Origin of the sequence: Lutibacter sp. (assembly GCF_030692605.1) — a bacterium.
GTDB lineage: Bacteria > Bacteroidota > Bacteroidia > Flavobacteriales > Flavobacteriaceae > Lutibacter.
Window position 1 is genome coordinate 1 of sequence record NZ_JAUYUD010000077.1, and the last position, 15,061, is coordinate 15,061.

Consider the following 15,061-nt stretch of genomic DNA (forward strand, 5'->3'; position numbering starts at 1 on the left):
ATTTTGTCTCTTTCTTCTTTAAAATGAAGCCTACAAGATTCCTCGCTCCCAAAATTTGCTGTAAAACTGAATAAATTCATCGTTTTTTTTATCAAATATAACGCTTTTTTATTAATTATGGGTAATTACGGACAATCAAAATTTTTTTTATTAATAGATAAAAACCCATGTTTGTGCTTGTGCTTGTTTTTTTTTATTTGTATCAGCATTAAAATATTTAAGGTAAATGCAAAGTATAGATTTTTTCTGATTAATTTTTTATCAAAATAGAGTCAATAACTAAAACCCATTTCTTGAATTTTTCATTTGCTTCAACTTTTTTTGCAATATAAAAATTCTATACAACTCTTTAATTTTAACATGAATATACCATTTATAGTATTAAGGATGTCAATTACTAAAAATGATAATTATCATATAATTATTTTATATATTTGATACATAGTTAATAAACAAGATGTTGTCTTTGTTTTCAAACCTAAAAGGGAACATATAAATTACTTGCTTTCATAGACATTTAATCGTTCTATTTATTAACTGAAATTTATTATAATTTGAAATTTATTTTTATTATAAATAGGTCAAAATTTTTGAACTTAAAGTATTTATTACTAAACAACTAAAAAAAATTAAAAATTTAAACTTTAGAAATTATGAAAACAAAATTCATTACCATAGCATTTATTGCTATTACTTGTATCACAAGTCAATTATTTGCTCAAGAAGCAACTTCAAAAACGACTGGGTATGACGTGAAAAAAAATGTTAAGTGCCGAGTAAGCCCAACAGAAACTGGCTATTCTATTTCATTTGAATATGATGTAAAATCACCAAGAGATGCTGCCAGTGGAATGGCAACTGGCAAAAGACAGCACGAGCAAGTGAGGTTTATACGAGAATATAGCGTAAGCTCAACAGATAATTCTGTAACCGAAGTAATTAGCCCAAGAGATGCAGCAAGTGGTTTGCCAACTGGTAAAAGACAACATAAACCAGTAACTATTACAAAAGAAATAGACAAAAGTTCTCCTAAATTGGCAGAAGCAGTTGCAAAAGGTAAATCTAGTTCTGATTCACCTCCTTCCGAAATCGCTATTGATGAACAGGGAGTCCACAAAGTTTCGATGCAAGATTTTCATTTTACCAAAAGATGCGATGTTGCAAGTACAAAATATGCAGTTGTAGATGGTGTATGCGAAATACCAACCGATGATTGTCCAAATGGAGTTTGTACTTTGACAGCAGATTGGAGTTGGGGAGCGAATAATGCTAGTAGCACAGGTTTAAGTTCTACTGGGACAGGGATGAGCCGTAGCTCAGTTGATTTTTACTTAAAAATAGAAGATGGAGCATGTACAGCAATGGCCATCAATGAAAAAGGATTACCAGGAGATAAAAAACCTAATAAAGGCAAAAATAACAACCCAAAATAAAAACATAAATAGGATGTTTTTAAATTTTGTAAATAGTTAGAAAAAGTGATTTTTTTTAGCAAATTTCAATTGGTATAATTGAGGTATTTTACAGTAATAAAATTTAACTAGAAATTTCATTTATTTAAAAAACCCAAGCAAATTGCTTGGGGTTTTTTTGTGGTTTGTTATAGCATTGAAGACTTAACATCAATAAAAATAAAGGTATTAGGATAAATTTCCTCATTCAAAAAGAAAAAGGACCTAAGCCAACTGCCTAAGTCCTTGATTTCTATGTAGCGTGATCCAGAATTGAACTGGAGACCTCCGGGTTATGAATCCGACGCTCTAACCAACTGAGCTACCACGCCATTTATAAAGGGTGCAAATATAATTAATATTTACTTTTTAAGTAATGTTTTTTCTTTTTTTTTTTGCTTTTATAATTTTTTTTAAAATGAAATAATCTATATATTGTGCACTCAAAAACAAAAAATGCCTGCAAAAATAAAATTTGAAATAGAATTTCCAATTCACGCGTCCCCAAGTCTTTTATATCAATACTTTGGTACCGCTTCTGGACTTACAGAATGGTTTGCAGATAATGTTAATTCAAGAGGAGAAATATTCACTTTTATATGGGATGATTCCCAAGAACAAGCAAAAGTGCTTCAAGAAAGACCTGATGAAAAAATAAAGTTTAAATGGCTTGAAGATGGAGATGAAAAAACGTTTTTTGAATTTAAAATTCAGGTTGATGAAATTACTAAAGATGTTTCTCTAATTGTTACTGATTTTGCTGAAGAAGATGAAGTTGAGGATGCAAAAATGTTTTGGGAAAATCAGATAGAATCTCTGAAACACAAAATAGGCGCATAGTGCAATTATAAATTACTAAATTTAACCTTGAATTTTCAAGGTTTTTTTTATTATGATAAATTTCAACGGTAACATAGTAGAAGATGCAAACCTAAATTTAAGTTCTAATAATAGAGCTCTTAATTATGGCGATGGTGTTTTTGATACAATAAAGGTGAAAAATGGAACCATTCATTTTTTGGAAGATCACTATTTTAGACTTATGGCTTCATTAAGAATGCTAAGAATGACAATTCCAATGGAATTTACACTTGCTTTTTTTAAAGAACAACTTACAAAAACTGTGGTGGCTAATAATTTCGAAAATGCACGAGTTAAACTAATTGTATTTAGAAAAGAAGGTGGAAAATACACACCAGTAACAAATGAAATAGATTTCTTAATTAGTGCTGAACCATTGATTGAAAATCTAAAAAAAGAATATGAAATTGATATTTTTAAAGATTATTACATTTCTTCCGGATTACTTTCAACCATAAAAACAACTTCAAAAATAACAAATGTATTGGCAAGTATTTATGCAAATGAAAATGATTTTGATAATTGTATATTATTAAATCAAAATAAAAATGTAGTTGAAGCAATAAATGGAAACGTGTTTTTAGTTTTTGGAAATACAATTAAAACGCCAAAATTAGCAGATGGCTGCATAAAAGGTATCATTCGAAAAAAAATAATTGAAATAATATCAAAACTACCACAATTTGAATTGGAAGAAACTCAAATATCTCCATTCGATTTACAAAAAGCCGATGAAATATTTATTACAAATGCTATTGTTGAAATTCAACCTGTTTCAGTTTATAAAAAAAATGAGTATAAAAAAGACATTTCTGAACTATTGAGCAAAGAATTAAAAAAATTAGTTGAGCGATAAATTTTCAGGTGCATTCGCCCATATTTGATATTCACCACCAAATTTCATCAACTGATTTTTCCAAATAGAATTTGCGTTTTCAGTAAATAAATTCACGTAATTGTTTTCAACAATTTTCCAAGTACTTTCATTTAACTCATCATCTAATTGATTAATAGACCAACCAGAATATCCAAGAAAAAAACGAATATCGGAATTTTCAATAGTGTGGTCATTTAATAATTGAGTTAGTACTTCAAAATTCCCTCCCCAATATATGTCATCATCTATTTCAATACTATTAGGAATTAATTCGGGACATTTATGTATAAAATATAAATTTTCCTGTTCAACAGGTCCTCCATTATAAATTTTAAAATCACAATTTATATCTGGAATCAAATCGTTAAGTACAAATTCTGTTGGTTTATTTATGATAAAACCAATACACCCTTTTTCGTTATGTTCGGACAAATAAATAACCGATCTATTAAATTCTTTATCATTTAAAATAGATGGTTCGGCAATTAAGAGTTTTCCTTTGGTTAGATTATTTGTAGACATAAAATTCTTTTAATATTCTAAATATAGTAAATTTTATAAATAAAAAAAACTCTCGAAGTAAATAAGAGAGTTTTTAATTTTTTAGAACTAATTTAAATTAGTTTACAGCATCGCTAAATCCAGCTCCTGCTTTAAATTTCACAACATTTTTAGCTGCAATTTTAATAGTTTTACCAGTTTGAGGATTTCTTCCTGTTCTAGCTGCTCTATTAGATACTGACCAAGTTCCCCATCCAACTAAAGCTACTTTTCCACCTCCTTTAAGAGTTGCAGTAACATTTTCTGTTAATGATTCTAGTGCTGCTTTTGCTGCTGCTTTTGTGATGCCAGCGTCAGCTGCCATTGCATCAATTAAATCTGATTTGTTCATAGTATTAGTATTAAATTAATTGGTTAAACATTATTTCGCTAATAAAAGCTTAACAAAGTTAGACGGAATAAGGGTTTGTGCAAGTTTTTCGTAAAAAAAGTGATTTTTTTGTTGATAAATAACAAGAAATGTTAATAACGTTTTACTATTTGGTATAAAAAATATAAAAACTCAATAAAATAAGGGGTTTAAATCATTTTAGAGTCCAGTTCGAAATCGAACCCATTTAATAAACTTTTAGTATCCATTTTACGTTTTCCTGCTAACTGCAACGATTCAATTTTTATAAAACCATCTACCGTACTAACTTTTAATTCTAATTTATTAAATACTATAGACCCTGGACTCAACATGGTAGGGCAAATCTCTTGTTGAATATCAAATATTTTTACTTTTATAGTTTCAGAACCGTTTATTAAAGTGGTCCAAGCTGCCGGATACGGATTTAAACCTCTAATTAAATTAAAAATTTCTGAAGTGTTCTTATTCCAATCTATCTGGCAAGTTTCAGTAAAAAGTTTAGGAGCCAATTTCAAATCATTTTCAGGTTGTTTTTTAGTTTCAACCTTGTTTTCGGCAATTAATTTTACAGTTTCAACAACCAATTGACTTCCTAATACCATTAATTTATCGTGTAATTGACCAACAATCTCAGTTGATTCAATAGCAAGTTCTTTTTGTAGAATAATGGTTCCTGTATCGATTTTTTCATCAATAAAAAAAGTGGTAACCCCAGTTTTAGATTCACCGTTTATAATGGCCCAATTTATGGGTGCAGCTCCTCTATAATCTGGTAATAAAGAGGCATGTAAATTGAATGTTCCCAATTTTGGCATTTGCCAAACTACCTTTGGAAGCATACGGAATGCAACAACTATTTGAAGATTTGCATTTAAGTTTTTTAAATCCGTAATAAACGATTCGTCTTTTAAATTTGTAGGTTGCAAAATTGGTAAATTTGCTTGTACAGCATACTCTTTAACAGCAGATTGTTGAATTTTTCTACCTCGTCCAGCTGGCTTGTCTGGTGCTGTTATAACGCCCACTACGTTAATATTTGCCTTTAATAATGCATCTAAAGTACCAACTGCAAAATCAGGGGTTCCCATAAAAACAATTCTAACATCCCTCATTTTTAATTCAGTTTATATTTATTTTGCGAAGTTATTGATATTTTATTGTGTTCTAATAATGTTTTTAGGGTATTTAAAACTACAGTGTCGGAACATTGAAATTGCTGAACCAATGCCAACGATGATTGGGGACCAACCTTTAGAAAATTCAACAATTTTTCTTCAATATTAAGTATTTCATTATTGTTACTATTTATTCTCAAACAATTGTCACAAGTTAAACAATCTTGCACAACTATTTCATCAAAATATATCAATAATTGTTTATTTCTACATTGAAATTCATTTTTTAAATAAGCTAATACCGCATCAAATTTGAAAGCTTTAAGATTGTTTTGTTGTTCAATGTTTTTTGAAATTAGATTAATGGTATATGCATCCTCTCTTGGAACTAAAAATTTTAATTTAGAAGACGTGTTTTCAAAATTATAATCTATAATTCCATCCTTTTTAAGTTCTGTCAATAATTGTAATAAATGACTTTTTGTATAATTGAGATTTTTCATTATTTTATGTTCATTTATAATAGTATAGTGATCAAAAACACCTCCATAACTTCTTAAAACAAAATTAATTAGCTCTTTTTTTGATGGATTATTTTCAATATAATCTATAACTTGAGAACCAGACGACATAAAAATAATAGTTGATTTACGTGAGAAATTTTCATCCAATGCTATAATATTTTCCCTATCTAAAACCTTCAATGCATTATAGGTTTGTAGTAAATTTAGTTTATACGTTTCACAAAATGCTTGCAATGAGAAATCAAATAACTGATCTGGCATCTCTCCTAGCCCAATTTTAAAATACTGATTTATGTATTGATAAACTGATTTAACAACCAATATTGTTGGTAGATTGCTTGTAAATTTGCTTTTTGCATTATAAATAAGTGATTCATTGGTTAATATTAATGCCATAGATCTTTCTCCATTTCTACCTGCCCTGCCCGATTCTTGGATGTAATTTTCAATACTATTTGGAATATTGATATGAACAACGGCATCAACATTGGCTTTATTTATTCCCATTCCAAAAGCATTAGTTGCCACCATAATTGGAATTTCATCATTCATCCAAAGAGATAATGCCTTACTTTTTTCAGAAGGGATCAAACCTCCATGATAAAAGTTACTTTTTAAATTATTTCTATTTAAAAATTCACAAACTTCTTTGGTTTGCTTTCTGCTATTTACATAAACAATTCCAGCATTTTTATTCTTGGATAGATGACTTAATAACTGTCCATATATATTTTCAGTAAAAATTACTTGATACGTTAAATTTGGACGTTCAAATGACTTTTTAAAAACAGTTGCATTTTTTATAGAAAGATTATTTTGAATATCTTCCAATACTTTTTCGGTAGCAGTTGCAGTTAGTGCAATTAAAGGGGTGTTAGGGTGTAACTCTTTTAGCACTTTAAGCTGAAGATAGTAAGGCCTAAAATCGTGTCCCCATTCAGAAATACAATGTGCCTCATCTATGGCAATCAATGAAACATTTAGTTGCTTAATTTTATCCTGAATTACTTGCGACTGCAATTTTTCAGGAGAAAGATATACAAACTTGTAATTTCCAAATTGAAGATTATCAAAGGCAATAATTAAATCGTAATTCGATAATTTTGATGTTAGGGCAATTGCTTTAATATTTTTAGCTGTTAAACTAGAAACCTGATCTTCAATTAAAGCAATTAAAGGAGAAATTACAATACAAATGCCATCAAATAATAAGGTCGGAATTTGGTAACACATCGATTTTCCGCCACCAGTTGGTAAAAGAACAACACAGTCTTTTTTCGCAAGAACTTCATTAATAATAGCTTCTTGCGGAGCCCAAAATTGTTCTAAATTCCAATATTTTTTTAATATATCAACTGGAGTAGCCATTTTAAAGATGGTTCAAAATAAAATCTGTTCTTACATTTATATTTCCTGTGGGAACTTCAATAATGGCATAATTTAGATTCTTATATGTTCTTTCCAAATGATTATGAATAGCCAAAGCTTGTTCGAAATTTTCATATCTTTCATCATCAGAAATATAGATTTCTTCCCAAGGAGGCATTAAAAATATTTTGTCATATCGATATAATGTGCTTTTTTCAATATACATAGAAGGATAATCGATACTTATATAATTCATATATGCATGAACATCCGGAATTCCTCTATCAAAAAAAATAAAATTACTTTCTATTTTCTGAGCCTCTAAATATTGATTAACTCTACCTTCTAGTAATAATTCACTAAACAATAATGGTTTAGTTAAAAACAATTGTTCCATACCGTTTTTTCGAGCTTCTAATGTTACTTTTCGAGAAATTTCGGTCATACAACTATAATTTCTCTTGATAAGTTCATCAATTACAGTAGATTTTCCAGTTCCTGGACCTCCAGTTATAACTATTTTTTGTTGCATACTACAAAAATAAAGTATTCGTTAAATTAAACTAAAAAATAAACATGTAATTTTGTCATCTATTTAAAGAAAACGTCTGACCGTTACTTTTTATTAGGTCAAAGCAACAATTATGATGGACAAAAGAACAGAATTTTACAAAAAATTGAAGAAGAAGCTCAAAAAGGATACTAAATTTCCTTCAAAATATCTTTTTAAATTTATTATTCCTTCTGATGAAGAAAAAATGAATCAGATTGAATCAATGTTTAACCATGCTGGTGCTGTAATAACAAAAACACATTCAAAAACTGGTAAATTTGTAAGTTTGTCCGTTTTAGTTATTATGAAAACTGCAGACGACATAATTGTCAAGTATATGGAAGCTGAGCAGGTTGAAGGCATTATATCTTTGTGATTACTTTAACATGGATTAAAAAAAATAAAAAATATCTTGCAACGTTTTAATTTAAAGGTAAATTTACTTTTACCGTCTAAAGTTTATTTCAAAAATTTATTTTAATGAAAGGCATTTATTGGTTCTTTTTTATTTTACTTTTTACTTTTAAAAATTATTCACAAGAACATAGCAATGTTCTTTTTTCAATAGATAATGAAAATTATTTAACTGCAGATTTTTTGCATTCCTATAAAAACAATTTGAAGGTTATTTCAGAATCTAAAACAAATTCTATCCAAGATTATTTAAAGCTATTTGTAAATTTTAAATTAAAAGTTAAAGAAGCCCAAGCAATGGGTCTAGATACACTTCCAAAATTTAAAAATGAATTACAACACTATAAAAACGCCCTTGTGCTACCTTATTTAAAAGATACTTTAATTAAAAAAAAGTTAATTTTAGAAGGTTATAATCGACTTCAAAATGAAATTAACGCAAGTCATATTTTAGTTACAATTCCTCCAAATACCTCACCAAAAGACACTCTTATATATTTTAATAAAATTTTGAAGGCTAAAGGATTTTTATTAAATGGCGACAATTTTAAAGAAGTTGCTAAAAAATATTCAGAAGATCCATCTGTTATTGAAAATGATGGGAATTTGGGTTTCTTTACTGCTTTTCAAATGGTATATCCCTTTGAAAATATTGCTTATAACACTAAAATAAATGAAATTTCAGAGCCTTTTAGAACCCGATTTGGCTATCATATTTTGAAAGTTCATGACATTCGAAAATCTCGTGGTGAAATAGAAGTTAACCATTTAATACTATCAAAAAATACTCAAAATGTAGTAAGGAAAATTGATTCAATTTACAAGTTACTAGAAACAAAAAAGGCCACATTTAAAGAAATGGTTCAAAAATTTTCTGAAGATAGAGAAAGTGCTTCCAACAATGGCTTAATGCCAAAATTTGGAACTGGAGCAATTGTTTCTGAATTTGAAGATGTAGCTTTTGCGTTAAAAATGGAAGGTGACATTTCGAAACCTTTTGAAACGTCATTTGGATGGCATATTATCCAATTACATAAAAAGTATCCATTAGAAAGTTTCAATATACTTTATGACAAATTAGGTGTCATGGTTGATAACGATGAAAGAGCTACTATTATTAGCAAATCTACTGTAAATAAACTCCTTAAAAAGTACAATATATCTATAAATAATACAGCCCTTCAACAATTTAAAAATGAAGATTGGAAAACTAATAATGCTAAATTCAATAACACACTATTATCAATAAATGATAAAAAAATAGGGCAACAAACATTTATTAATTATTTGAATACTGTAAAATACACATCTATTTACGATGCATTTGAAAATTTTAAAGAAAAAGAAGTAATCACTTATTTTAAGGAAACTTTAGAATTTACAAATTCAGAATTTGCTACATTGTACACAGATTTTAAGGATGGTTTGTTACTATTTGATTTAATGGATAAATTGGTTTGGCAAAAATCTACTAATTTGAATGAATTAAATGCTTATTTTATTAAAAATAAAGAATTGAAATACCATGCTAAAACTTTCGAAGAAGTTAGCGACCAAGTTATGGTAGATTATCAATTATCACTAGAAGAAATACTTTTGAAAAATCTTTATTCAAAATATACAGTTCATATAAATTCAGACGAAAATAGTCGAATTATTAATTTTAAATTTTAAGATATGAATAAATTTATAATTGGTTTTGCAGTAATCCTTTTAACAACATCCTGTAAGTATTTTACTGTTAAATCAGATGAATCAAAAAAAGCAATTGCACGTGTAAATAGCGTTTATTTATACAAAGAAGATTTACAAAATATTATAACAAAAGATGTAACGAAGCAAGACAGTGTTTTATTGGTAAAAAATTACATTAAAAATTGGATAAAACACCAATTATTATTAGAAAAAGCAAAGATAAATTTAGATGATCAATCGAAAGAATTTGACCAACTTGTTAAAAAATATAAGGAAGATTTGTTTATTAATTCTTACAAAGAAGCCGTTGTAACAGAGTATTTGAATAAGGAAATTACCAATGAAGATATTGAAAAATTTTATAATGAAAACAATCAGGAATTTATACTAAATGAGGAATTACTAAAATTAAGGTATATTAAAATTGGAAAAGACATAACTAATCCAAATCAACTTACTTCACTATTTAAATCGGGTAAAAAAGAAGATTTAGATAAACTTGAAAAGAAAGGATTGAACCTAAATTCGTATCATTTAGATGAAACTGTTTGGGTAAAGTATTCAGAATTTGTAAATAAAGTTCCTGTTTTTAAAAATGTGGATAAAGACGCTTTATTAAAAAACAATAGTTTTGTTCAAAAAGAAGACTCATTAGGTGTATATTTGGTGGCTATAAAACAGGTGTTGCGTAGAAATGAAATTGCTCCAAAAAGTTACATTACGCCAACTATAAAACAAATGATTTTACATCAAAGAAAGTTATTATTATTAAGAAATATTGAAGAAACATTAATTGACGATGCAAATAAAAAACAACAATTTGAAATTTATTAAAATGAAAAAAAATATTATTGGAATAACCTTGCTTTTATTTTTTATTGGAGCAAAAGCTCAAGAACGTATAAAAATTGACGGAGTTGCAGTAGTAGTGGGTAAAAATATTGTATTAGACTCAGATATAGAGAAATTTAAAAAAGAACTTCAACAACGTATCGAAGGAAAAATTGATATTACAGATTGTGAGATCTTGGAAGAAGTTATGATCCAAAAGTTATTAGCTCACCATGCTGTTATAGATAGTATAGTTGTTGCAGAGGCCGAAGTAAACACTGAAGTAGATCGAAACATCAGTTTTTTTACACAGCAATTAGGTTCTATGGAAAAAGTGTTAAAAATGTATGGTTTTAATGATGAAGATGATTTAAGAAGTGAATTGTTCGAAATTCAAAAAGAACAATTATTAATTAGGCGAGAAAGAGCAAGTATTATTGATAAAATTGATGTAACCCCAGAAGAGGTTAGAACCTATTTTAGAAATCTTGAAAAAGATACTAATTTACCAGAATTTAGTGCTGAAATTGAATTGGCTCAAATTGTAAAAACACTTAAACCTTCTGAAGCAGAAACAAATAGAGTTATTTCTAAATTAAAAGATATTAAATTAGAAATTGAAGATGGTTATAGCTTTCGATTAAAAGCCATTATAAATTCTGATGACCCTGCTGTTTCAAGTAATGGCGCTGGTTCTGGCGGATTATATACTTTAACCCGAACAAGTGGATTTATAAAAGAATTTAAAGAGGTAGCTTTTAGCCTAGATGAAGGTGAAATTTCAGAACCTTTTGAATCCGGTTTTGGATTTCATATCATTCAAGTTGAAAAAATTAAAGGTCAGGAGCGCGATGTTAGACACATTTTAATTCAACCAAAAATTACTAGTGAAGAAATGAATGCTGCTAAAGCAGAATTAGTAAAAATAAGAAAAGAAATTTTGGAAGGTACTATGACTTTTGAAGATGCCGTTATACAATTTTCTGATGACATTGAAACAAAACACAATAGAGGTTTAATTTTAAATCCAGAATCCAATGATACTCGTTTTGATTTAACACTAATGGATCCAAATTTATATGGAAAAGTAAGCAACTTAAAAGCTGGTGAAATTACAGAACCATATTACGATGAAGTAAGAGGAGAATCAAAAATGTTTAAAATTATTTTATTAAAAAGCAAAAGTGATGCTCACGTTGCTAATTTTATTAAAGATTATGAAAAAATTCAACAATTAACATTACAAAAAAAACAAGAAGAAACTGTTGAAAAATGGTCTAAAACCAAAATTTTAGATACCTACATAAAAATTAATGAAGATTTTAAAAAATGTACCTTTAAAAATAATTGGAAAAAAGAATAACTATGTCTGATGTAGAAGCCCTTCAAAACTTAGTACAAAAACACCAAGAACTTAAAAAAGAAATTGCCAAAATTATAATTGGACAAGATAAGGCCGTAAACCATATTTTGTTATCAATATTGAGTGGTGGTCATTCTTTGTTAATTGGTGTGCCAGGGCTTGCAAAAACATTAATGGTTAACACTATATCCAAAACATTAGGATTAGATTTTAAACGCATTCAATTTACACCTGATCTAATGCCTTCCGATATTCTAGGTAGCGAAATACTTGACGAAAAAAATCAATTTAAATTTATAAAAGGGCCCATTTTTAGTAATATTATTTTAGCTGATGAAATAAATAGGACTCCCCCAAAAACACAGGCAGCCCTTCTTGAAGCAATGCAAGAAAGATCTGTAACTGTGGCAGGGCATTATTATAAATTGGATGAACCCTTTTTTGTGTTGGCTACTCAAAATCCGATTGAACAAGAAGGAACTTACCCTCTTCCAGAAGCTCAGTTAGATCGATTTATGTTTTCTATTAACTTGGATTACCCAAGTTTTTCTGAAGAAGTAGCAGTTGTAAAAAGCACTACCAATGATGAAAAACAGGAAATAAATACCATTTTAACAGCAACAGAAATTTTAAGTTTTCAACATTTGATTAGAAGAATTCCTGTAGTGGATAATGTAATAGAATATGCCGTTGGGTTGGTTGCTAAAACCAGACCTGGATCAATTGAATCTCCCGAAATAGTTACAAACTATGTTGATTGGGGAGCAGGTCCTAGAGCTTCTCAAAATTTAATATTAGGCGCAAAGGCCAACGCAGCAGTAAATGGTAAATACTCACCCGATATTGAAGATGTTCAAGCAGTTGCATATTCTATACTTAAACATAGAATAGTTAAAAATTATAAAGCTGAAGCCGAAGGTGTTTCGGAAATGCAAATTATTGAAGCTTTGTTCTAATCGATTTGATTTAATTCAAAAAAACTAAACATATTACCGCCATACTTTTTAGAATGACTGTAATTAACAACATTACTTAAATCGGTTTGTTTAGAGTGTTCAATAATTAAAGTGCCACCCTCTTTTAATAAATTATTTAAAAAAATTAAATGAATAATTTTTTCAAATTGAGATTTTTCAAAACTATAAGGGGGATCTGCAAAAATTACATCGAAAGTTGCAGAATACTTTTCTAAAAATTTAAAAACATCACTTTTAATAGCGTTTATAGATGTTCCTAATTCTAAATTAATTGTATTTATAAACTTAACACAGCAATAATCTTCATCAACAGAAATAATATTTTGAGAACCTCTAGATGCGAATTCGTAGCTTATATTTCCTGTTCCAGAAAAAAGATCTAATACGTTAATTTCGTTAAAATAGTAGGTGTTGTTTAAAATATTGAACAAGGCTTCCTTAGCCATATCAGTTGTTGGGCGAACAGGAAGTTTTTTGGGAGCTGTAATGCGTTTCCCTTTAAATTTACCAGAGATAATTCGCATTTAATTATTATTTAAAAGTGTGAAATTAGAATGTTTTGGGAGTTCACTTAATTCAGTAGGGAATTGTGAAGGCTCATAAAATTTTACATTTCTAATGTATTTGTAGGTGATACTATATAATTCTGAATCTTTTTCAATGTCACCCATTAAAAATAATTCAAATTCTTCTGGATTTAATTTTAATTGTTCAGCAGTAAACAAAATATAATAAATAAAATCTTCCTTTGTTTTAAAATTAAAACAATTAAAAAGTTCTAATTTATTTCCATTGAGGACTACTATTTCAAAATTATTAGCATAAACATTTACAAAACATTTTTTGTTTTCTGAATTTTTAAAAGATCCTAATAGATTTTCAATTAAAATAGTGGACGAATGCTTAAAATTGAATGCGCCATATTTTTCAAGCAAAAAGTTATTAATATTTACAAAAGGAATATAAACGTTTATTATTTCACTATTATCAATTTTATCGTAGGTGATGTAATCATTTTCTAAAACCTTAACCGAATATTTCAAATAGGTATTTAATAACTTTTTATCAAATAAGGCAGCAGGTACTTGGGTTGCCAAGTTATTGAAATGTGTAACCGAAACCGACTTGTATTTTGGTTGTAACAATGGTTCACTAGAAAAAATTTCTTCTACAAATTCTAAATGTTTGTAAGGTGAACTAGCAGGAAGGCTAAAAGAAAATTCGTTAAAATTCTCAAACATTAAATTTACCTTGTTATAAATACAAAAAGAAAATCCATCCAAACTAAGTTGGATGGATAAATGTTTGTCCTCTAGATTGTTTAATTCTAAATTACGATTATTCCTTATTATCTTTTTTTCCTCCTTTTTCATAAAATGGGGGCCAGTTACCATCTTCGCTAACTTCACCTAATGATCCTACACTCACAAATTCTCCTCTAATTTCTTCACCTCCAATGGCTTCTTTTTCTTGTTTTACAAGATTCATATCTAAACCAGCTAAAATAAGTGCCTTGTCTACTTTTACTTCAAAAACCTTTGCCATTAAACCAGCTACTTTTTCAACTTCACCAATTTCAATTTTAAATTTTTGATCGGTACCTGGAATGCTCATCATGTTTTTGTAGTCTTTCCCAACAAAAGATGCTTTTACATCTTCATATCCAACAGTGTCAACTACTCTTACTTCAATTTCTTTAGTAATTCCACCTCTTTCTTTCACAGTTCTTACTACGTTTCTTGTTTGAGTAACGGCAAATTTCCCTGTTTCAATAAATTGAATTAAAGCTTCACCATCTGAGGTGTAATTTCCTGTTACTTTTTTGTATGCTACTTCAGCATCTCTAATAATTTTTAAATTTTTGATAACTTTAGCATACCTAACTTTTTTCTCCTTATTAAAATGAATTGGTTTTTGAATTTCAAAATTAATTTTATAAACTAAAAAAGCGGCCAAAGCAAGCAAAACTAATGAAAGCATCCAATGAAATTTTCTAGGAATTTTATTCACTATAGCATACGCTAAAAATCCAGTAACTATAATACCTGCGATTATAATCAAAATTGTTGTCATTTGTATATTTTTTTTATGTCTGTAGGCAAATCTACAAATTTTTTTT

At 28.3% G+C, this 15,061-nt stretch carries 16 protein-coding genes and 1 tRNA gene; 8 read left to right on the top strand and 9 right to left on the bottom strand.

The genetic code is table 11. The annotated features are described in order from the left end of the window. Window positions 1-653: 653 nt before the first annotated feature. Window positions 654-1,433: a type VI secretion system tube protein Hcp gene (locus tag Q8S45_RS06905; RefSeq protein WP_305602785.1), complete on the top strand. Its 780-nt coding sequence runs from the start codon at window positions 654-656 to the stop codon at window positions 1,431-1,433. Between the two features lie 276 nt (window positions 1,434-1,709). Here the strand turns inward: Q8S45_RS06905 and Q8S45_RS06910 are convergent. After that, window positions 1,710-1,783 (bottom strand) — tRNA-Met (locus tag Q8S45_RS06910). A 124-nt stretch (window positions 1,784-1,907) separates the two neighbouring features. On the opposite strand from Q8S45_RS06910, the gene Q8S45_RS06915 reads away from it, so the two are divergent. Together Q8S45_RS06915 and Q8S45_RS06920 are read left to right on the top strand one after the other, a co-directional pair. Beyond that, complete coding sequence (locus Q8S45_RS06915; protein ID WP_305602788.1) at window positions 1,908-2,291, top strand: START-like domain-containing protein; 384 nt, start codon at window positions 1,908-1,910, stop codon at window positions 2,289-2,291. A gap of 52 nt (window positions 2,292-2,343) precedes the next feature. After that, window positions 2,344-3,168 carry an aminotransferase class IV gene (locus Q8S45_RS06920; protein ID WP_305602791.1) on the top strand — a complete coding sequence of 275 codons (825 nt, stop codon included), beginning with the start codon at window positions 2,344-2,346 and terminating at the stop codon, window positions 3,166-3,168. Here Q8S45_RS06920 and Q8S45_RS06925 read toward each other — a convergent pair. The 5 genes from Q8S45_RS06925 to Q8S45_RS06945 all read right to left on the bottom strand — a co-directional run bounded on the left by Q8S45_RS06925 (window position 3,154) and on the right by Q8S45_RS06945 (window position 7,641). Next, window positions 3,154-3,711, bottom strand: a complete 558-nt coding sequence (locus Q8S45_RS06925) for a YqgE/AlgH family protein (protein WP_305602794.1) — start codon at window positions 3,709-3,711, stop codon at window positions 3,154-3,156. The genes Q8S45_RS06920 and Q8S45_RS06925 overlap by 15 nt on opposite strands. A gap of 97 nt (window positions 3,712-3,808) precedes the next feature. Further along, entirely contained in the window at window positions 3,809-4,081 is a 273-nt protein-coding gene (locus Q8S45_RS06930; protein WP_305602797.1) for an HU family DNA-binding protein, read from the bottom strand. Window positions 4,082-4,269: 188 nt separating this feature from the next. After that, the gene (gene fmt, locus Q8S45_RS06935; protein ID WP_305602799.1) at window positions 4,270-5,214 is read right to left on the bottom strand and encodes a methionyl-tRNA formyltransferase; all 945 of its coding nucleotides are present in this window, start codon (window positions 5,212-5,214) and stop codon (window positions 4,270-4,272) included. A 2-nt stretch (window positions 5,215-5,216) separates the two neighbouring features. Beyond that, window positions 5,217-7,109, bottom strand: a complete 1,893-nt coding sequence (locus Q8S45_RS06940; protein ID WP_305602802.1) for an ATP-dependent DNA helicase RecQ — start codon at window positions 7,107-7,109, stop codon at window positions 5,217-5,219. Window position 7,110: 1 nt separating this feature from the next. Beyond that, the gene (locus Q8S45_RS06945) at window positions 7,111-7,641 is read right to left on the bottom strand and encodes an ATP-binding protein (RefSeq protein ID WP_305602805.1); all 531 of its coding nucleotides are present in this window, start codon (window positions 7,639-7,641) and stop codon (window positions 7,111-7,113) included. 112 nt (window positions 7,642-7,753) lie between these two features. On the opposite strand from Q8S45_RS06945, the gene Q8S45_RS06950 reads away from it, so the two are divergent. The 5 genes from Q8S45_RS06950 to Q8S45_RS06970 all read left to right on the top strand — a co-directional run bounded on the left by Q8S45_RS06950 (window position 7,754) and on the right by Q8S45_RS06970 (window position 12,921). After that, complete coding sequence (locus Q8S45_RS06950) at window positions 7,754-8,038, top strand: DUF493 family protein (RefSeq protein ID WP_371132993.1); 285 nt, start codon at window positions 7,754-7,756, stop codon at window positions 8,036-8,038. 104 nt (window positions 8,039-8,142) lie between these two features. Beyond that, window positions 8,143-9,750 carry a peptidylprolyl isomerase gene (locus Q8S45_RS06955; protein WP_305602807.1) on the top strand — a complete coding sequence of 536 codons (1,608 nt, stop codon included), beginning with the start codon at window positions 8,143-8,145 and terminating at the stop codon, window positions 9,748-9,750. Window positions 9,751-9,753: 3 nt separating this feature from the next. After that, on the top strand, window positions 9,754-10,605 hold the full coding sequence (locus Q8S45_RS06960; protein WP_305602809.1) for a peptidyl-prolyl cis-trans isomerase: 852 nt from the start codon (window positions 9,754-9,756) through the stop codon (window positions 10,603-10,605). 1 nt (window position 10,606) lies between these two features. Continuing rightward, entirely contained in the window at window positions 10,607-11,965 is a 1,359-nt protein-coding gene (locus Q8S45_RS06965; protein WP_305602811.1) for a peptidylprolyl isomerase, read from the top strand. Window positions 11,966-11,967: 2 nt separating this feature from the next. Next, window positions 11,968-12,921 carry a MoxR family ATPase gene (locus Q8S45_RS06970; RefSeq protein ID WP_305602813.1) on the top strand — a complete coding sequence of 318 codons (954 nt, stop codon included), beginning with the start codon at window positions 11,968-11,970 and terminating at the stop codon, window positions 12,919-12,921. Here Q8S45_RS06970 and Q8S45_RS06975 read toward each other — a convergent pair. The 3 genes from Q8S45_RS06975 to Q8S45_RS06985 are packed head-to-tail and all read right to left on the bottom strand — an operon-like array spanning window position 12,918 to window position 15,015. Next, window positions 12,918-13,466, bottom strand: a complete 549-nt coding sequence (locus tag Q8S45_RS06975) for an RsmD family RNA methyltransferase (protein WP_305602816.1) — start codon at window positions 13,464-13,466, stop codon at window positions 12,918-12,920. The genes Q8S45_RS06970 and Q8S45_RS06975 overlap by 4 nt on opposite strands. Beyond that, on the bottom strand, window positions 13,467-14,315 hold the full coding sequence (locus Q8S45_RS06980) for a DUF3822 family protein (RefSeq protein WP_305602819.1): 849 nt from the start codon (window positions 14,313-14,315) through the stop codon (window positions 13,467-13,469). It lies immediately after the preceding gene. Then, window positions 14,281-15,015: a hypothetical protein gene (locus tag Q8S45_RS06985; protein ID WP_305602822.1), complete on the bottom strand. Its 735-nt coding sequence runs from the start codon at window positions 15,013-15,015 to the stop codon at window positions 14,281-14,283. The genes Q8S45_RS06980 and Q8S45_RS06985 overlap by 35 nt, the downstream gene beginning before the upstream one ends. Window positions 15,016-15,061: the final 46 nt, after the last annotated feature.